Origin of the sequence: Halalkalibacter oceani (assembly GCF_023715605.1) — a bacterium.
Lineage (GTDB): Bacteria > Bacillota > Bacilli > Bacillales > Bacillaceae_D > Halalkalibacter > Halalkalibacter oceani.
In genome coordinates, this window is the sequence record NZ_JAMBOL010000002.1 from 398,649 (window position 1) to 416,819 (window position 18,171).

The 18,171-nt window shown below is 46.7% G+C and carries 18 protein-coding genes; 16 read left to right on the forward strand and 2 right to left on the reverse strand.

Translation table 11 applies throughout. The features are described from left to right. Positions 1 to 15: 15 nt before the first annotated feature. Both M3202_RS04595 and M3202_RS04600 read right to left on the reverse strand, forming a co-directional pair. A complete protein-coding gene (locus M3202_RS04595; protein WP_251222159.1) occupies positions 16 to 363 on the reverse strand; it encodes an AAA family ATPase in 348 nt (115 codons plus the stop codon). 157 nt (positions 364 to 520) lie between these two features. Continuing rightward, the gene (locus M3202_RS04600) at positions 521 to 3,364 is read right to left on the reverse strand and encodes an AfsR/SARP family transcriptional regulator (protein WP_251222160.1); all 2,844 of its coding nucleotides are present in this window, start codon (positions 3,362 to 3,364) and stop codon (positions 521 to 523) included. A gap of 387 nt (positions 3,365 to 3,751) precedes the next feature. Here M3202_RS04600 and M3202_RS04605 point away from each other — a divergent pair, with 387 nt between their 5' ends. The 16 genes from M3202_RS04605 (at position 3,752) to M3202_RS04680 (ending at position 17,994) form a co-directional block, all read left to right on the forward strand. Next, a complete protein-coding gene (locus M3202_RS04605) occupies positions 3,752 to 4,990 on the forward strand; it encodes an LLM class flavin-dependent oxidoreductase (RefSeq protein ID WP_251222161.1) in 1,239 nt (412 codons plus the stop codon). A gap of 15 nt (positions 4,991 to 5,005) precedes the next feature. Then, positions 5,006 to 5,818, forward strand: a complete 813-nt coding sequence (locus M3202_RS04610; protein ID WP_251222162.1) for an alpha/beta fold hydrolase — start codon at positions 5,006 to 5,008, stop codon at positions 5,816 to 5,818. Between the two features lie 189 nt (positions 5,819 to 6,007). Further along, complete coding sequence (locus M3202_RS04615; RefSeq protein ID WP_251222163.1) at positions 6,008 to 7,105, forward strand: TRAP transporter substrate-binding protein; 1,098 nt, start codon at positions 6,008 to 6,010, stop codon at positions 7,103 to 7,105. Between the two features lie 23 nt (positions 7,106 to 7,128). Continuing rightward, the gene (locus M3202_RS04620; protein WP_251222164.1) at positions 7,129 to 7,632 is read left to right on the forward strand and encodes a TRAP transporter small permease subunit; all 504 of its coding nucleotides are present in this window, start codon (positions 7,129 to 7,131) and stop codon (positions 7,630 to 7,632) included. After that, the gene (locus M3202_RS04625) at positions 7,622 to 8,929 is read left to right on the forward strand and encodes a TRAP transporter large permease (RefSeq protein WP_251222165.1); all 1,308 of its coding nucleotides are present in this window, start codon (positions 7,622 to 7,624) and stop codon (positions 8,927 to 8,929) included. Before M3202_RS04620 ends, M3202_RS04625 begins: the two co-directional genes overlap by 11 nt. Before the next feature lie 31 nt (positions 8,930 to 8,960). Then, the gene (locus M3202_RS04630; protein WP_251222166.1) at positions 8,961 to 9,497 is read left to right on the forward strand and encodes an NADPH-dependent FMN reductase; all 537 of its coding nucleotides are present in this window, start codon (positions 8,961 to 8,963) and stop codon (positions 9,495 to 9,497) included. Positions 9,498 to 9,600: 103 nt separating this feature from the next. Continuing rightward, positions 9,601 to 9,795 (forward strand): hypothetical protein, encoded by a 195-nt coding sequence (locus M3202_RS04635; protein ID WP_251222167.1) that lies wholly within the window; start codon positions 9,601 to 9,603, stop codon positions 9,793 to 9,795. 429 nt (positions 9,796 to 10,224) lie between these two features. Then, the gene (locus M3202_RS04640; RefSeq protein WP_251222168.1) at positions 10,225 to 10,995 is read left to right on the forward strand and encodes a citryl-CoA lyase; all 771 of its coding nucleotides are present in this window, start codon (positions 10,225 to 10,227) and stop codon (positions 10,993 to 10,995) included. Between the two features lie 37 nt (positions 10,996 to 11,032). After that, positions 11,033 to 11,695 carry a 3-oxoacid CoA-transferase subunit A gene (locus tag M3202_RS04645; RefSeq protein WP_251222169.1) on the forward strand — a complete coding sequence of 221 codons (663 nt, stop codon included), beginning with the start codon at positions 11,033 to 11,035 and terminating at the stop codon, positions 11,693 to 11,695. Between the two features lie 6 nt (positions 11,696 to 11,701). Further along, entirely contained in the window at positions 11,702 to 12,367 is a 666-nt protein-coding gene (locus M3202_RS04650; protein WP_251222170.1) for a 3-oxoacid CoA-transferase subunit B, read from the forward strand. Positions 12,368 to 12,565: 198 nt separating this feature from the next. Further along, the gene (locus tag M3202_RS04655; protein ID WP_251222171.1) at positions 12,566 to 13,540 is read left to right on the forward strand and encodes a ring-cleaving dioxygenase; all 975 of its coding nucleotides are present in this window, start codon (positions 12,566 to 12,568) and stop codon (positions 13,538 to 13,540) included. Positions 13,541 to 13,549: 9 nt separating this feature from the next. Then, positions 13,550 to 14,185 carry an alpha/beta hydrolase gene (locus M3202_RS04660; RefSeq protein ID WP_251222172.1) on the forward strand — a complete coding sequence of 212 codons (636 nt, stop codon included), beginning with the start codon at positions 13,550 to 13,552 and terminating at the stop codon, positions 14,183 to 14,185. Between the two features lie 152 nt (positions 14,186 to 14,337). Continuing rightward, positions 14,338 to 15,537, forward strand: coding sequence for a thiolase family protein (locus tag M3202_RS04665; protein WP_251222173.1), 1,200 nt, complete (start codon positions 14,338 to 14,340; stop codon positions 15,535 to 15,537). Positions 15,538 to 15,569: 32 nt separating this feature from the next. After that, positions 15,570 to 16,649, forward strand: a complete 1,080-nt coding sequence (locus tag M3202_RS04670) for a maleylacetate reductase (RefSeq protein WP_251222174.1) — start codon at positions 15,570 to 15,572, stop codon at positions 16,647 to 16,649. A 27-nt stretch (positions 16,650 to 16,676) separates the two neighbouring features. Next, positions 16,677 to 17,648, forward strand: a complete 972-nt coding sequence (locus M3202_RS04675) for a 3,4-dihydroxy-2-butanone-4-phosphate synthase (protein WP_251222175.1) — start codon at positions 16,677 to 16,679, stop codon at positions 17,646 to 17,648. A 34-nt stretch (positions 17,649 to 17,682) separates the two neighbouring features. Next, the gene (locus M3202_RS04680) at positions 17,683 to 17,994 is read left to right on the forward strand and encodes a hypothetical protein (protein WP_251222176.1); all 312 of its coding nucleotides are present in this window, start codon (positions 17,683 to 17,685) and stop codon (positions 17,992 to 17,994) included. The last annotated feature ends 177 nt before the right edge of the window (positions 17,995 to 18,171 follow it).

The following is an 18,171-nucleotide window of genomic DNA, read 5'->3' on the forward strand; positions in this document are numbered from 1 at the left end:
CCTTTTGACCAGCCTTTAAAATTGCTTCATGAGCGAATAATGCTCGATCTCCTCTAAGCTGACTTCTCCATCCCCTCTTCGGTAAGCTGGATGATTTTCGCGCCCGGATAAGCCATTAAAATCGAAAGAAAAGTTCAACGAGCCGCCTTCCGGGTTAAATCCCAAGGCGATCGCAATTCCTTCAAGCAACGTTGACTTTCCCATCCCATTCTCCCCAATGATACACGTCAAGTTAGGATGAAAGGATACCGTCCCGAAATGCTGCATAAACGGGAGGGTAAGCGGGAAAGTGTCATAAGACAAAATCAGCTCCTCCTTCAAACGGACCTCGCGAATAAATTGTGAATCCCGGTTTACCTTCATCTCGATCCTTCCTTTTATTGAATATAGCTCGTCCGCTTTGTTCTGTCGTTTCTATCACAATAGCATGAAAGCACGGCTATCCTCTACCCGTCAAGGAGGGAAACAATGAGAAAATGCTTGAAAAAAACAGGCGGTTTTCCTCAGAACCGCGCCTGTTTCACATCGATTTTGAATAGTTGCTGAACATCGCTTCGATTTTTGCTACTACCGGGATTCCGAGCTCTTTTTCAATCATTTGCTGATAAAGCTTTGATACCCTGTTGGCGTGAAGAAGCATCTTCGCTGTCAGCAGCTTCTCGATATAATCGAGGTAAAGACTCTCTTGATAAGGTTCTTTGTTTAATAATTTGTCATAATAATGTTGTCCGGTTGAATAGTCCCCGGTATTCCAATAATATTCGGCCAGTTCCTGTAGGAGGTTGATATAAAGGACGCGATATCTTTCCCGATCAAGCTCTAAAAAGATATTGTAAGGATAGCCCTCGAAGTAGTCACCTTTGTATAAAGCTTCAGCCTGTTTCAAATCTTGAATTCTTTCTAACGGACTGAGGGAGTTTTTTTGTTCTGCTAATCGGGTGAATTCATTAATGTCCAGGTGAATGTACTCTGTATCTAAATAATAATGTTCACCATCACGCTTAATGAAAGAGGATGAGGGGCCTTTTTTTAAATCGGGCTCCAACGATTTACGCAAATTGGATAAGGCGACGTAGAACTGGTTGTTCGCCGATTCCATCAGCCCGCCAGGAAAAAGTTCGTCAAGGATGCTGTCTTTGTTTATTTTACTCCCTTGATGTGTAATCAAATATTGCAGCAAGTGCAAACTGGCCTTTCGTTTAATAGGAACGAGCTTATGATTGGCAAGGATTTCAAAGTTTCCCAACGTTGTGATGGAAAGAGCGCTGCGGTCAGCATGCCGCTTCTCCTTGATGAGAACCGGCCTCCGCTCCACTTCAACCGGAGCTGAGGAGAGTAACCAGTGATAGTTTTTGCCGGTGCAGATGTCCTGAAATTCTTTTAACGTATCGGCCGCGGCTTCATTTTTTCCCCGCTTTGTGTAAAGGCTGGTTTGTAACTGTAGAATGGTGCATTTTAAATAGGCGGAGTCCGTGACATATGAGTACGCTTTAGATAAGTAAAGCTCTGCCAAATCCCAATTTTCGAGCTCCATGTAAGTCGTGGAAAGTTCTTTATACACCCAGGCCATCGCATATTCAATTTGAAACTCCTCAGCCGTAGCTTTCGCTTTATTAATCCATTCGAGCGCGTGGTGGTGATCGCCAATTAAGCGAAAGTATTTCCCCATTGAACAGTAAGGATAAACGATAGAAGCGTTATGGCGTTGCTTTGATATTTTCAATGTTTCTTCTAACAGAAGTTTCGCCTTATCTAATTTCTTGTTCATGAGATGAACTTCCGCTAATATCCACGATGAAATATGAGTAGGGTGAAAAAAATTGTTCAGATTTGGGTATGACAACGATTTCTGAGCAGCTTCAAGCGCTTTATCAGCGCTGCCCTTATAGAAATAAATGACAGATTGGAGTGAAAGGTTAATCGCGATCATCTGATTATCTTTGTTTTGATGGGACTCCTGCAAGGATTCGGCGCAAAGCTGTTCAGCCTTACCGATTTCCCCGCTGTAAAAATAAGCGGCGGCGAGCTGATGCTTGTAATGCGAAACCGATAATGGATTCAGGTGGCTACCATATTGTTTTAAATTGTTTTCCATCGCCGGTATCACTTTTTGCAAAGCGCTTAACGGCAGGCATTTTACAAGGAATAATCCAATACTGGCTGTATGTAACCGGGGAGAAACTTCCTGGAAAAACCAATCAACAAATTCGACAAACCTGGAGGGCGGATAAAATTCTTTCATCTTTGCCATGATTTGCGTCGCTATAAAAAAATTGTTACTGGAGATAGCATGGGCAAATGCATGAAAGAAATCTTTCTTTTCTTCATAGATTGTCGAAAGTTGACTATGCAGCTTTTGAATCGTGTCGGTTTCGGATTGTGTTGTCAGTTGTTTCGTCAGAAAGGCTTGAAATAAAGGGTGGTAGCGCACTTCGCCATAATCATTTTGATAAATAAAGAGATGATTTGTCAGCAGGTGGTCAATAATTTGTTCTGAGTGATGAATGTTTAAATATTTGTCAATGACTTCCGGACTAAGCTCGTAAAGGATCGATGTCCGCCGAAGAAAATAGTTAATTTCATCACTTTGTTTGGCAAGAATTTCTTCACCTAAATAATTGTAAATATCTTCAGTTCCTTTGAAGTTTATCCAAAATGGCAACCGCTCCGTTACATTAATATCTTTGATCAAGTCCTGCAATAGTTGCAAGCAGGCAGCCCAGCCTTCTGTTTTTGAATAAATGAAATGAACTTCCTGGTTCCGTAAGTCGATTTTGTGTAAATGGGAAAAATATTGCTTGATTTCATCTGGTGTAAATCTCAGCTCTTTTGTACTCAAGCGAGCCAGTTTATTTTTCAACTTTAAATTTACGAGATTTAAATTAGGGCGTATGCGACTCGTAATGATAAAGGTAACGTGTGGGGAGACATGCGATAGAATATTGATCAACATCCGTTCGATTTCCGGGCTTTGGTCAATCGTCTGATAATCATCCAAAACGATTATGAGCCGTTCCGGCCAGGTTGATAAAATGCTCATAATCTTATCCAGCTCACGGGAAAGGTCAGTGTCCGACACATCATAGATCACATTCTCGCCGGATATTTTTCTCATAATCGCGGTTTTTAAATAAGAGAGAAAAACAGCTGGATTGCTGTCGATTTGTGATAGCTTATACCAGACTGTAGGTATATTCCTTTCCTTCGTAAAGCTCGAAACGAGCGTTGTTTTTCCGTAGCCGCCGTCACTTATCAAACAGATGAGGGAACAGTCTAAATGTTTTTCCAGGTAAGTAAATAGACGCTTTCTAACTAAACAAGGAGTATAATGCGGCACACTTAACTTTGATTCAAAAAATAGCATGTAGACCCTCCTTCAAAATGTAAGCGCATTCATAAAGTTGCCCAACATACCTAGGATATCCCCAACTTCTACATATTTTTGCTATTAATACTATTTATAAGTTACTTAATTGTCAAGGGTGTGTAAGTCAATCGTAAGAAAAATATTTATCACTTGTTAGTATTTATTTATCTTACAGTAAGAAGGGCTGTAGTGGTATACAGTTTTTTTCTATTTTGCTGGCATTAAAATTGTAAGAAAATTCAGAACTCCTTGTAAGGGTGTGGTTAGGTGGCTCCTTTATAGTGCGATTAGATCGACTGGAACAGAAAGGAGGCAGCAAGGACGCGGCAAGTGTGGTGGACCGCACAAACAATTCAGATTAGAAGAGATAACGGAGGGGAAAGTATGAAATTTGTATTCATGAACTTAATGTCGTATCGTGATTTACCGGAAGATTTCACGGAAACGTATAAAAGCGTCTATATTTCACTCCCGAACAAACTGTATGATCCTGAAAAAGGGCATCAAATGTACAACGACTTTATCGATCAATACGAGCTGGCGATTGATTTAGGCTTTGATGGTGTAGGGGTAAACGAGCACCATGCGAATGCGTACGGAATGATGCCTTCACCGAACTTGATCGCCGCCACACTGGCGCGAAAAGTGAAGGATTCGGAGCGAACGGTTCTGATCGTCTTGGGCAACAGTCTGGCCCTTTATAATCCGCCGATTCGCGTCGCCGAGGAATTGGCGATGCTGGATAATATTTCAGGCGGGCGCCTGATTGCCGGTTTTCCGGTTGGTACCTCGATGGATACGAACTATGCGTATGGCATTAATCCGGCTGAGCTTAGGCCTCGTTATTATGAAGCCCATGATTTAATTATGAAGGCCTGGAAGGAACGGGAAGTCTTCCATTTTAACGGGAAATTTAACCAATTAAGATATGTCAATGTCTGGACCCGGCCTTATCAGGAGCCTCATCCGCCCGTTTGGATTCCGGGCGGCGCAGCTAGCCAGGAGACGTTTGACTGGGTAGCAGAAAACGACTATCAATATAGCTATCTCAGCTTTTACGGGCATGAATTTGCGAAAGATAAGTTTGATAAGTTCTGGGAGCGCCGGAAGCAATTAGGCCTCGATATGAACCCGTATAAAGTCGGTTTTGTTCAAATGATCTGTATTTCAGAAACCGATGAAAAAGCGAAGGAAGAATATGAAGAGCATATTAACTATTTCTTTGAAAAAAGCTTTCATGTATCGCCGGAATTCCTCGAGGCTCCGGGCTACCGGACAGAAAAAAGTGTCAGGGCGGGGATGCAAAGCCAGTATGGAACCGAAAGCGCCGGGGCGAAGCTGAGAGCAGGCTTGAACTGGGAACAGATGGTGGAAGGAGGCTATATTATTGCGGGCTCTCCTGAAAGCGTTATCAAGCAAATAAGAAAGGCGATTAAGAAGCTGCATGTCGGTCATTTTATCGCGCTCTTAAATCATGGATCGATGCCGCATGAGCTGGCATTGAAAAACATCCGCCTGATGGGAGAAGAAGTAATTCCGCATGTGCGCGACATTTGGGGCGATCAATATGAGGTGCAGAACTGGCCGGAAGTCACAGAAAAAGAAGCGGTAAAAAAAGGGTAGAGGGAGGAATCAATCATGGCTGTACCAGCAGTAGAAACGGTGAACGTAAGAGATAACATCAGCGCGAAGGTTTTAATTGCCGGCGAAGGGAAGCCTTTAGTTTATCTTCACGGCGCGGGCGGGCTGCAATGGGATGGTTATTTGGATAGGCTTGCCGAGCATTACAAAGTGTACGCGCCTTACCATATTGGAACAGGCGGCTCGCTCGGCAAAGATGAAATACGCGACTGGTGGGATTTAGTTCTGTATTATTATGAATTGTTTGATGCGCTCGGATTGGAACAAGTTGATATTATCGGTCATTCGTTCGGGGGGATGGTTGCGGCAGAGCTGGCTTCGACCAATCCGGAGCGCGTGACGAACCTTGTACTAGTGTGCGCGGCAGGATTATGGCTTGATGAAGCGCCGGTCAAGGATGTTTTTACGATGCTTAACACGCCGGATGTCTTGTTCCAGCATCTGTTTGCCAATCTCCATTCACCGGCAGCTCAGGCATTTGCCAATGCGGCGCCGGAGGATGAGCGAGAGCGGATTGACTTTATGGTCGCGCAAAATACAGCCGCCGCAGAAGCCGCAAAATTTATGTGGGGCATCCCGGACAAGGGGTTAAGCCGGCGGATTCACCGGGTGAAAGCGAACAGCTGCATCATTTGGGGCGCAAAGGATGCACTCGTCCCGGTTGATTATGCTTATGAATACCACAAAAAATTGCCGGGCTCACAAGTCGTGATTATGGAAAATTCCGGCCACTATCCTCAGGCTGAGGAGCTTGACGCAGTTGTCGACTCGACACTTCAATTTTTACAGGCGGCTCATGTGACAAAGTAGACGGCTGACTTGAGACTGGGAAAGTAGACAAAGTGAGCAGGAAACCTGTTTTCTGCTCACTTTTATCAGGACTGGCTGCTGCCTGCCAGTTCGATAAAACCGAAAACAGCAGGCCGTCTTTCCAGGCAGAGCAGAAGCGCGGAAACGCAATGACATATGTTCGTAATAATGAATGAAGGGAAGAGTGAAATGAAAAAAATTGTAGCTGGCATGCTTTTATTGATGCTTTTCCTACTGATGGCGTGCAGCGGCCAGTCTTCTGAATCGGTCTCAACGGAGGATAATGGGAATAGCCGTGCAAGCGATTCCTCCTCGCAGGAGGGGCAGCAGGCAGCGGAGGCAATCGAATTGACGATCGCCAGTGTTTGGCCGGGCCCGCACGGTCAGCATGTTCAGGTCGTTGAACCACTAATGGAGGAAATTGAAAAAGTGACAGAAGGACGGATTACGGCAACGCTCTATCCGGCAGGGGGACTGGGTGCACCAAGTGAAACATATGACATGACCGTTACCGGGATTGCGGATATCGGTTATGGACTGCACAATACGACGCCGGGGGTTTTTCACTTAGTCTCGGTTAACAGCCTTCCGTTCATTGGGGATAGCGCAATCAATGGAACCGAGATATCGAATGCCCTGCTGGAAACATTCTCAGAAGAATTTGAAGCAGAGCACGACGGAACGAAGATTGCTTATTTATGGATTGGCGATGGGGAGAACGTATTTACGGTTGATAAACCGATTCATAAGCCGGAGGATTTGCAAGGGCTGCGAATCAGTTTAACACCATCGCCGACTGGAAATGCATTTTTGGAAGCATTCGGAGCGATTCCGGTCACGCTGCCGATGGGCGAGGTATATGAAGCCATGCAGCGCGGAATTGTCGACGGGGCGCTTGCCAATGGATCGACGATTCCAAATTTTCAATTGGGTGACGTCGCCGGTCATATCACGAGGTTAAATCTCGTATTGCCGACATTCTTCTGCGTCATCAATGAAGATACGTGGAGTCAGATTTCCACGGACGATCAGGCGGCTCTTGAAGAATTATTTGCAGCATATGGCCTGAAGCATGCCGAAGCGTATGACTCGCTTGCTGAAGAAGGCTGGAGGATGGCAGAAGAAAAAGGCGTCGAAATTTTTGATATTCCAGAAGAAGAAAAGCATTTATGGGGAAATCCGCTTCAGCCTGTCGCAGATGAGTGGATTGAAAGCATTGAAGCAATGGGCCTGCCCGGGCGTGAGGTATATGAAGAAGTGCTCAGACTGAAGGAAACGCTTGATTAATCTGGAAAGCCGGGGTGAACGGAATGAGGAAATTTGTTACTTCCTTGGAAAAAGGAATGAGCAAAATCAATGAAATCGCCGGGTTCATAGCGGCAACTCTAATTGTTCTAATGATGATCCTGACATTCGCTAATGTCACAGGCCGGTATTTTATCAGGCCGATCGTAGGAACACACGAGTTAACCTATTTGTCGCTGGCGCTAATCGTCTTTCTGAGCCTCGGCTACGTTCAAAGCAAGAAGGAGCATATTGCGATTGGAATATTCGTTGATAAATGTTCGAAGCGGACTCAGGCGGTCCTCGATGCGATCAGCTATTTCGTCACCTTCTCATTGCTTTTTTTAATGGGCTGGCAAATGGTTGTCTTCGCCGGCCGGACGAGTACGACGTTAACGGGGGATTTGCATCTGCCGGTTTCCGCCTTCGTCTATCTTTGCGCGCTTGGTGCTTTCCTATATGCCATGACCGCCGTCGTTGATTTTTTGAAGTCATTGCTGAAGGTGGTGAATCCGGAACATGAGTCCTGAAATGCTGGGCGGGTTGAGTATCCTGTTGTTAATCACCCTAATTCTGCTTCGCGTTCAAGTCGCTGTAGCTTTACTATTAATCGGCTTTGTCGGCTACTCGTTACTCGTGAATGTCGACGCCGCTTTGGTTCAGCTTGGCAGTACCGCTTTTCAAACGGCGAGTAATTATAGTTTAAGTGTCATGCCTTTGTTTATTTTAATGGGGATGTTTTTATCCTACAGTGGTTTAGCGCGAGATCTGTTCCATTCAGTCGACCGCTGGATCGGCCATCTTCGCGGAGGAATGGGGATGGCGACGATTGGTGCCTGTGCGCTTTTTTCTTCAATTTCGGGCTCTGTCTCGGCGACTACGGCAACCATTGGCAAAGTCGCCTTACCAGAGATGGAACGCTATCATTATGATCAAAAAGTATCGACGGCCTGTGTCGCCGCCGGTGGGACGTTGGGGATTCTCATTCCACCAAGTGTGACGCTAATTTTATACGGTGTTTTGACAATGGAGCCGATTGGGCAATTGCTGATTGCCGGTATTGTCCCCGGCATTGCCATGGCGCTTTTATTTATGGTCACCGTCTATGTGCAGATTCGCAGAAATCCTGCCTTGGCTCCATTGAAAGCAGAGTCGACCCCTTTCCGTGAGAAAATTGGCTCTTTAAAAAAGGTCTGGCCGTTTTTACTCGTCTTTCTCGTCAGCATCGGTGGAATCTATTTTGGCTTTTTTACCCCTTCAGAGGCTGGTGGTGTCGGGGCAATTGGGGCGCTTCTGATCGCTCTTGCGACGAAAACGTTGAACTGGACGAATTTTTTACAGTCAATCATGGATACGGTGCGGATTACGGGGATGCTGTTTATGATTTTAATTGGCGCGGGTATGTTCGGGAAATTTTTGGCGATTTCAAAGCTGCCGATGCAATTATCAGCGTCAGTTGCCAATACTACCATTTCACCTTATTTAATTTTACTAATCATTTTGCTCGTTTATCTCATTCTTGGACTGTTTATGGAAGGCTTCGCGATCCTCGTCCTGACATTGCCAATTGTCTATCCGCTGATCATTGATTTAGGGTTTAATGGCGTCTGGTTTGGGATCATTATGATTTTGGTGCTGAATATGGGTCTTTTGACACCTCCTTTAGGGCTAAGTGTGTATGTCATCAGCGGAGTGGCGAAAAATATCCCGATTCAAACGATCTTTCGCGGCGTCGTTCCTATGCTTGTCACGATCATTATTTTCACGGCGATTTTGGTTGTTTTCCCGAGTATCGTTACATTTCTTCCCGACATGATGTACGAGTAACAAGCCTGAAAAGGGCGAAAGGAGGACTTACATGAAAGTCGTTGGCATCTCCGGCACGATCATTGGAACGAAAACGAGTGCCGTCGTCAGTCTCATCTTGGACGAAATCAAAAAAGTCGACTCCACTGTCGAGACAGAGCTGCTTGATTTGAAAAACTATCAGCTCCAATTTTGTGATGGGCGGGATCCGGCTGCCTATGAGGGGGATACGAAAAAAGTAATCGATATTATGAATGCTGCTGATGTCTTTTTATTCGGCACGCCGATTTTTAACGGATCCTTGTCCGGTCCGTTAAAAAATCTAATTGATGTAACGCCGGTAGCCGCGTTAAGGAACAAAGTGATCGGATTTATCGCAACAGGAGCAATTCCCCAGCATTATCTCGTTATCGAAAATCAACTGAAACCGATAGCCGGCTATTTTCGCGCCTTTGTAGCGCCAAGCTCTGTCTATGTGACACGCGACCATTTCAATGAACGGCAAGAACTGATCGATGAGGAAGTCCTCAGGCGAATGGAGCATTTGGCAAAAGAGCTGGTTCATATGGGCAAGGCGTTGAAGTTTTAAAGAAAGAGAGGCTGCAAGATAAAGCCTCTTTTTTAATGATATCTCTAAGCTGTTCAGCAAAACATTATGATAAACTGGCTATAGAGCTGGGAGGTAGAAACGGGTGAAATTGAACAGAAAAATAGGGATGGCGCTATGTGCGCTGGTTTTGCTTGCAGCCGTGTTTTTAGTCGGCACTCAATCCTATTTCAACAATAAGGAAATCAGTTTGGCAAGTGACCGCTGCTCTGAATTAGGCGGAGCTCCGAAGGTAGAAAGAAATCTTCTCTCCTTAAGCTATACTTTTTCGTGCGAGTAAACGAAAGGATGGCTTCTGAGGCTGGGACAAAAGGTTGTTTTTTTACCTTTTGCCCAGTCTCTAAGCAATGAGCGGAACCGACACGATCTTTTAAAGCCCGTTGTGAGTGGGTTTCTCACAACGGGCTTGTGGCGTGTGAAGCCATTGCCAGTAGGCCTAAAGATAGTTTTGTCTCAAGCTCAAATCGAGGGCTGGGCTAAAAGAAAAAACGTTTGGCCCAGCCCTTTTCTGCATTCTGCAAAAGTGGTCCCGTTCCATGCAGGTCTGGGAAAAGGGGAAAGACGTCCTTTTTTCCAGGCTCTTTTTTTATGCTTGGCGGTTCTTTCTCCGTCCGTTTGTAAGATTAAAGCGCTTTCCAGTAAGAAGTCAGTTAGAAATATATTTTATAGTTTTTCTATTCTACATGAATTGAATGGGGAGGCTGTCGCGATGGAATTTGAAACAAGAATTGGCAAGTCAACGAAAGAATCGATCGAAGTACATGGTTACGACCTGGCCGAGCAGTTAATCGGAAACATTACCCTTGCTGATATGGCGTTTTTAGGGGCGAAGCATCGAAAGCCGTCGGAGGAGGAATCACAAATGCTCAACGCATTGTTGATCGCGATTTGTGAGCACGGCTTTACCCCGAGTTCCATTTCGGCCCGACTTACGTATCTCGGCGCGCCCGAGGCTGTTCAGGCTGCCGTGGCGGCCGGCTTGCTTGGGGCCGGCACTGTTTATTTCGGGGCGATGGAATATGTCTCTGAAATGCTGCAAAACGCTTTCCGGCAGCATGGAGAGGAGAAGAGCATTGAAGAGCTTGCGGCGACGGTCATTAAGGAACGGAAGGAGCAGGGTTTGCAGCTGCCGGGGTTTGGTCACCACATCCATAAACCGGTCGATCCGCGTACACCGAAGCTGTTTGCGTTAGCGGAAGAGCTCGGCTTCCTCCGTAAGCATTCAAAGCTTTTGCTGGAGATGCACAAGCAGTTTTGTGAGGAGAAAGGGAAGCAAATTACGTTAAATGTCACCGGAGCGATCGGGGCGATCATGTCGGATATGGAGATTGATTACAGACTTGTGAAGTCATTTGCTGTCGCGGCGAGGGCTGTCGGGCTCGTCGGTCATATTGCCGAGGAGATTGAAAAAGGAAGGCAGGAATCCGTCGCTCAGCAGCTGTTTGAATATGTGGAGAACCATACCGATTACAGAAGTTGATAAGCAGGTTATTTTTGATGAACGGAGGGTGTGACAGATGATTAACAAAGTAATCGCTTCTGCTTCTGAGGCAGTTGCTGACGTAGATAACGCGAGCACGGTCTTGTTCGGCGGCTTCGGCGGCGCGGGGGTGCCGTATGAATTAATTTATGCGTTATACGACCAGGAGGCGAAAGACCTGACAGCCGTCAGCAACAATCCAGGCTATCACGAGGAAGGAATTGCGAAATTAATCGCTCATGACCGGATTGCGAAATTGCTCTGCTCTTTTCCGGTGCAAAAAGACAGCTATGTGTTTAAGGAAAAATATAAACAGGGAAAAATTGATTTGGAGCTGATTCCCCAAGGGACGATGGCCGAACGGATCCGGGCCGGGGGAGCGGGCATTGAAGCATTTTATACGCCCACAGGTGTCGGGACGGAAGTGGCAAAAGGCAAGGACAAAAAGGAATTCAACGGGATCACTTGTATTCTAGAAAAAGCAATCAAAGGGGATTTTGCTTTTATTCGCGCGAAAAAGGCGGATCGCTGGGGCAATCTCGTTTACAACAAATCAGGGCGTAACTTTAATCCGGTGATGGCGATGGCTGCCAAGGTCACGATTGCTGAAGTTGATGAAATAGTCGAAGTCGGTGAATTGGACCCGGAGGCAATCGTCACACCGGGGATTTTCGTCCAACGTGTCGTAAAAAGGAGCTGAGAAAAAATGGATCAACGACTGCTATCGAGAGAGCAAATTGCCAAACGGATCGCCCAGGAGCTGCGTAATGGCGATGTGATTAATTTAGGAATCGGCATTCCTGTCCTGGTCAGCAATTTCGTTTCCCCGGAAGCGGAATTTATCTATCACAGCGAACAAGGTGTACTGGGGATGGGATCGCTTGCTGACCCGGATGAAGCTGATCCCGATCTCGTCAATGCCGCAAAGGAGCCTGTCACACTTGTTCCGGGAGGGAGCTTCTCTCATTCGGCCGACTCTTTTGCGATGGTCAGAGGTCAGCACATTGATGTGGCGGTGCTCGGCGCGATGCAAGTGTCAGAACGAGGCGACCTTGCCAATTGGAAAGTAAAAGGCGTGCAATTAGGCGGGATAGGCGGAGCCATGGATATTGCGATCGGAGCGAAGGCACTTTATATCGCGATGACGCATACGAGCAAGGATGGTCAGGCGAAAATCGTCAAGGAACTTGATTATCCGGTGACCGCTTTACAATGTGTAAGCTGTATTTTTACAGATATGGCTGTGATTGAAGTGACGAAGGAAGGGCTGCTTTTAAAAGAAATCGCCCCGGGACTGACGGTCGAGGAAGTCCAGCAGGCCACCGGGCCGGCATTAATTGTCCCGAATGATATAAAGGAGATTCACGTGTGAGGCAGGCCGGGTTAAAGGGTTTTTTACCTTTTTCCCGGCCTTTTTGCTAATTTTTCTCCGTTCCTCTTTTTGTCAGAAAAAAAACGCTGTGAGTAAGAAAAAGAGCCTGCCTGTGTAAGTAACTGGTTAGAGCAGCGTTTTAAAGTGAAGACAGTGGTTCACCACATCAAATTAACAATGAACAAGGAGGAGAATTCTATGCTGCAAAATCTTATTAACGGGATTCACCATGTAACGGCCGGGGTGGCAGGCGCCCAGGAAGATGTCGACTTCTTTACGACGATTGTCGGGCAACGTTTGGCTAAGCAGACGGTCTTAATGGACGGTCCATTGCCTATTTATCATCTTTATTATACAAATGCTGATGCTGATATCGGCTCGGCGATGACGACTTTTCCGTATGGAAAGGCTGGAATTAAAGCAAGAAGAGGCTCAGGGCAGGTTAAGATCACATCGTATACCGTGCCTTCCAATTCACTCGAATTTTGGGTGGAGCATTTTCAAAAGCATCATGTCCGGCACGGTACCATTGAAGAACGCTTTGGCCAAAGACGCCTAACTTTTATGCATCCATGCGGGCTTGAGTTTGAATTTGTCGAGGATGATACGGATACAAGGAGAGGATATGTCACCGATGACGTATCGATTAACGAAGCGGTCAAAGGATTCCATAGTGTGACGATGTCGGTGCGGGAAGTAGAAGAACAGAACCGTTTTATTACTGAAGTGCTCGGCTTTCAATTTATCGGCCAGGAAAGGAATTATTATCAGTATGAATTAAAGGAGGGGGGAGCGAATAAAACGATTTATGTTGTGCACGAGCCGGATCTTCCTCAAGGAAGCTGGGGTCTCGGTGCCGGTACGATTCATCATGTTGCCTTTGCCGTTGATACGGACGATGAGCTAAATCAGGTGCGGGAAATTGTGACGGGCTTGGGCTTTACCGACATGTCCGAAATTAAAGACCGTTATTACTTCCATTCCGCATACGTCAGATCGCCTGGTGGCATTCTTTGTGAGTTCACGACAAGTGATATCGGCTTTACGATCGATGAACCGTTTGAAGAGCTTGGACAAAAGCTTCATCTTCCGCCGTGGAAGCTTAAGGATAGTGAAGAAATTATGAGCCAGCTTGAACCGATCACCAATCCGCAAAAGCCACTGGTGAAATAAGGCGCGTTAATGAATATTCATTTACAGCAGCCGGTCGTCAGGCGGGGGCCGGCGGTTTCTGAAGCACAAGCCGTTGTCTTCATGGTGCACGGGCGTGACCAAACGACTGAGTACGTCTTGAATCTAGTGGATCGCATCCAGCTTCCTGATGTTCATTATGTCGCCCCGCAAGCGGCTCAGAACAGCTGGTACCCGGTCGGCTTCATGAAAGAGATCGCTGAAAATGAGCCTTATTTAAGCTATGCTCTCGATTGCTATGAGCAGCGGATTTCAGAGCTGGTCGCCGAGGGCATACCGAAATCGAAGATCGTCCTGCTCGGGTTTTCGCAGGGAGCTTGTTTAACAGCTGAATTTGCGGTACGCCGTCCTGAACGGTATGGCGGGATTATCGTCTATACGGGTGGGGTGATCGGGCCTGATGGCACGAAATGGAATAGCCAAGGCTCCTTTCAGAATACTCCGGTTTTTCTGGGGTCAAGCGATGTCGATGAATGGGTACCGGAACAACGAATTCATGATACCGCGGCGATTTTTAACAAGCTCGGCGCTCAAACGAAAACGGTTATATATAAAGGGATGGGGCATGAGATCAATGACGACGAAATCGATTTTGCAAGAGAGCTGATTCGTAATGTGAAAGGATGAAGTGCGGGAGGTTCTGCCGAAAATCGTAATCAAAAAATAGAAAGCGCTTTCGGTTTTGCCGGAACTTCTCATTGCCCTTCCAGAAGAAACGCACATTGTGCCCATGCTTATTTTGGAAGGGTCTTTTGCATTCAATAGAAGGGGGGAGTCGGATGGCAGCTCGTGCGTATATTGTACGTGCACAGCGCACTGCGGTCGGCAAGCTAGGGGGTACCCTGAAAAGGATCGAACCCGATGACTTGCTTTTGCCTTTGCTTCAGGATATCAAAAAGCAGAAATCGCTACCCGAGAGCCTGATCGATGAGGTCATTGTCGGTCAGGCCAAACAAAGTCAGGATCAGGCAAACATAGCGAGAAAAGCGCTGTTAAAAGCTGATTTTCCAGAGTCGCTGCCGGGCTATACGGTTCATCGCCAATGTGGAAGCGGGATGCAGGCGATTCATAACGCCTTTTTTCAAATGAAAGCCGGCCTGGGGGAAGCCTTTATTGTAGCAGGGGTCGAAAGCATGAGTACAGCGCCTTATTATTTGCGCAATGCCCGGTTCGGGTTTTTCTCCGGAAATGCCGAGATTCTCGATCCGAATAAAGAGAGTCAGCCGGGGTCACAGCCGGAAGAAACCTATGGACGATTGACGATGGGGATAACCGCTGAGAATCTCGCGGAAGAATACTCGATCTCGAGAGCAGAGCAGGATGCCTTTGCCCATGCCAGTCAAACGAAAGCAAATGCGGCAATCATAAGCGGAAGGTTCAAAGACGAAATCGTCCCGATTTCGGTCCCGCAACGAAAAGGGGAGCCGCTGCTTTTCACCACGGATGAGCATCCTAGAAAAACCACGCTTGAAAAACTGGCTGCTCTGAAACCGGTGTTTAAACAAAATGGAACGGTGACAGCTGGAAATTCGTCAGGATTAAACGACGGTGCCTCGCTGCTGCTCGTCGTCTCTGAAAACATCATCAAGCACTATCAACTGAAGCCGCTCGTTGAGATCGTCGGTGTCGGGGTAGCGGGAGTGCAGCCTGAGCGGATGGGAATCGGTCCGGTACAGGCAACGGAAAAAGCATTACAAATGGCGAAGCTGAGACGTGAGGATCTTGGTTTAGTAGAGGTGAATGAAGCCTTTGCTGCACAAGCGCTTGCCGTCATGAAAGAACTTGATCTTCCTGAGGAAATTGTCAATGTCAATGGCGGGGCAATCGCGCTCGGACATCCGATTGGGAACAGCGGGGCGAGAATTTGTGTGACGCTGATTCATGAAATGATGAGGCGGGGAGTTGAATGGGGGCTAGCGACTTTATGTATTGCCGGTGGTCAGGGAATTGCCACGATTTTCAGACATGCCGCTCGATGAGCTCGCGTTGACCTTGATAAAGGAGAATCGGAATGGAAGCATTTTTATATGAAAGTCATGAATCCCGTGTCAAATTCGGTAGAGGGCTGATAAGAGAAGCTGGATTTGAGCTGGAGAAACTAGGCGGCAAAAGAGCACTGGTGATCACGACAGCGGGGCGTCGGGTACTCGCCAATAGCATGGCCGCATTACTTGGAGAACGGTGCGCCGCTATGTTTACGGAAGCGGTTCAGCATGTACCCGTAAAAACGGTAGATAATGCGATGAAAGTCGTGCGTCAATTTGATGTTGATAGCTTTGTGCCTGTTGGCGGAGGTTCCTCAATTGGCCTGGCGAAGGCGCTCGCTTTGAAAACTGGCTACCCGATCTTGGCGATCCCGACAACCTATGCCGGTTCAGAGATGACACCGATTTGGGGAATCACGGAAAACGGGCAGAAAAAAACGGGGAAAAGTTTGCTTGTCAGGCCGAAAACAGTCATTTATGACCCCGAAGTAACAGTGACCCTGCCGTCACGCCTGACAGCGACAAGTGGCATAAATGCTGTAGCCCATTGTGTAGAAGGACTATATGCTGAAAATGCCAATCCGGTCATTTCCCTGTTGGCGGAGGAAGGAATTCGCGTCCTTTGTTCAACGTTGCCGGCGCTTATCGAGAGCCCGAAAGATGTCACCCTGCGTACGGAAGCTCTGTACGGGACATGGCTCGGCAGCCTAGTGCTAGGTTCGGTAGGGATGGCGCTCCATCATAAGCTGTGCCATGTCCTTGGGGGGAGCTATAATCTTCAGCACGCGGAGACGCATGCTGTCATCCTGCCCTATGCGCTCTGGTACAACTCAGCTGCTATCCGGCCGGCGCTGGAAGCGATCGCCCGGGCGCTCAACTGCGAGCCTGATGATGTAGCCGCCTCTTTATACGATTTGACAAATGCCTTGGGTGTTCCTGTTTCATTAAAGGAAATCGGGATGAAGAAGGAGCAGCTTGACGAAGCTGCTGACATTGCTGTGAAACATCCCTACTACAATCCCCGTCCTCTTGAGGAAACCTCAATTCGTCATTTATTAGAGTACGCCTTTTATGGAGAAAGGCCGAAACCGAGCAAGCTGCTTTAACAAGCAATTTGGAAGGAGGGAAGCCGGGTGAGTGGACCTTTGAACGATCCATCTGGGCTTGTCCTGTTATATGATGATCTTACCAGTCAGCTTGGCTATTTGATGGGAGCGGCGACGGAAGTAAATAAGGAAAAGGTGAATTTTATGGCTCACCATGGAAAAGGGCTTGTCTATGTCTGCATTACAGAAAGTCATGCGAAGCGACTCGCCTTGCCCCTGATCGGCGGCGAGGATTCGTTACAGTCCGCTAAAGCCTTTGCTGTTTCTGTAGACTATACAACATCAACGACAGGGATTTCCGCGTTTGAACGAGCGGAGACGATTCGCGCATTTGCCAGGGCAGGGACGAAAGCAGAAGACTTCAAAAGACCGGGTCACATTTTTCCCTTAATCAGCAGCGATAAAGGCATCGTCACAGAGCGCAACATTTGCGAAGCGGCAGTCTCACTGGCGGATATGCTCACAAAGGAACCTGTTGCCTACCTTTGCGAAATTCTTGATGAAAAAGGAAAGATAGCCTCATTAGACCGGTTACGTGAAATGGCTGAACTCCATCACCTTCCTTTCGTCACGCTCAGTGAGGTGATTACATGGCAGCTTGAGAAAACAAATTGGCTCGATAGTGGGGAAAGAAAAGTGATGAAAGCGGCCAATCAGGAGATCGACGTTTATCAAATGACAAACCGCCTGAATGAAAGCAGCTTCACGGTCTATTTGCGGAAAACACGAGACAAACTGAAGCGGATTCATGTGTACGAACAATGCATATGGGGTGACTTGTTGAATGAAAACCAAAATTGCTCGTGTGAAAAACACTTTCCGTACTATTTTGATCAATTATTATATGGTACCTACAGCTGTCTCATTTATCAACGGGCAGATGAACGTCAACCGCTTAGCGCCGAAGAAAAGAGAGTGGTCATTAAGCAACTGCGTGAATGGATACAGCAAACAGACATGACGCAAAAGTCCGATCAGAAAATAAAAGAATTGACGTGACTACACTCGGGCAAACAAACTGGGGGAACGGGGAATGAAAGAAAACGACGATCTCATCATTCATTTACCTGACTTGTCCTTCGTACAGTGGTGTGAGAAAAGATATGGCCTCAATCGAGGCGTTTACAATACGATCGACGAATGGTTTTTTCTGAACGGAACAAAAGACATCCTGAAACGAAGGAAAAAGATTTTGCACTTTTTAGCCAATCACTCCAAAGAATGCCGGAATGGCAGGCGGATGAAGTTTGGTCATGGCCGGCTGACAGCATTGTTAACGGAATTCCTGGAAGTGAATCAGAGGAGTGGCAGACAAGAGGATATAAAGGAAAACGCGATTTCTTAGCCATCAAAAAATGGATGTGGAAACGATTATGAATTGGCAAACATAGAACAGCATGGGTGAAAGATGAAGATGGCTCCTCTTACTATATTTTAGAAACATTAAAGAAGGCTTTTGATCCAAACGGGATCATGAAGAAAGGGACGATTTTCCCGATTGAATAAAATGGTTAAAACAAGG

Coding starts and splice junctions, on each gene's coding strand:
- M3202_RS04630 (WP_251222166.1), top strand. CDS start 8,961: ATGAAAGTCGTTGGCATCTCCGGCACGATCATTGGAACGAAAACGAGT.
- M3202_RS04655 (WP_251222171.1), top strand. CDS start 12,566: ATGCTGCAAAATCTTATTAACGGGATTCACCATGTAACGGCCGGGGTG.
- M3202_RS04620 (WP_251222164.1), top strand. CDS start 7,129: ATGAGGAAATTTGTTACTTCCTTGGAAAAAGGAATGAGCAAAATCAAT.
- M3202_RS04600 (WP_251222160.1), bottom strand. CDS start 3,364: ATGCTATTTTTTGAATCAAAGTTAAGTGTGCCGCATTATACTCCTTGT.
- M3202_RS04680 (WP_251222176.1), top strand. CDS start 17,683: ATGAAAGAAAACGACGATCTCATCATTCATTTACCTGACTTGTCCTTC.
- M3202_RS04660 (WP_251222172.1), top strand. CDS start 13,550: ATGAATATTCATTTACAGCAGCCGGTCGTCAGGCGGGGGCCGGCGGTT.
- M3202_RS04595 (WP_251222159.1), bottom strand. CDS start 363: ATGAAGGTAAACCGGGATTCACAATTTATTCGCGAGGTCCGTTTGAAG.
- M3202_RS04640 (WP_251222168.1), top strand. CDS start 10,225: ATGGAATTTGAAACAAGAATTGGCAAGTCAACGAAAGAATCGATCGAA.
- M3202_RS04665 (WP_251222173.1), top strand. CDS start 14,338: ATGGCAGCTCGTGCGTATATTGTACGTGCACAGCGCACTGCGGTCGGC.
- M3202_RS04605 (WP_251222161.1), top strand. CDS start 3,752: ATGAAATTTGTATTCATGAACTTAATGTCGTATCGTGATTTACCGGAA.
- M3202_RS04650 (WP_251222170.1), top strand. CDS start 11,702: ATGGATCAACGACTGCTATCGAGAGAGCAAATTGCCAAACGGATCGCC.
- M3202_RS04645 (WP_251222169.1), top strand. CDS start 11,033: ATGATTAACAAAGTAATCGCTTCTGCTTCTGAGGCAGTTGCTGACGTA.
- M3202_RS04610 (WP_251222162.1), top strand. CDS start 5,006: ATGGCTGTACCAGCAGTAGAAACGGTGAACGTAAGAGATAACATCAGC.
- M3202_RS04670 (WP_251222174.1), top strand. CDS start 15,570: ATGGAAGCATTTTTATATGAAAGTCATGAATCCCGTGTCAAATTCGGT.
- M3202_RS04625 (WP_251222165.1), top strand. CDS start 7,622: ATGAGTCCTGAAATGCTGGGCGGGTTGAGTATCCTGTTGTTAATCACC.
- M3202_RS04615 (WP_251222163.1), top strand. CDS start 6,008: ATGAAAAAAATTGTAGCTGGCATGCTTTTATTGATGCTTTTCCTACTG.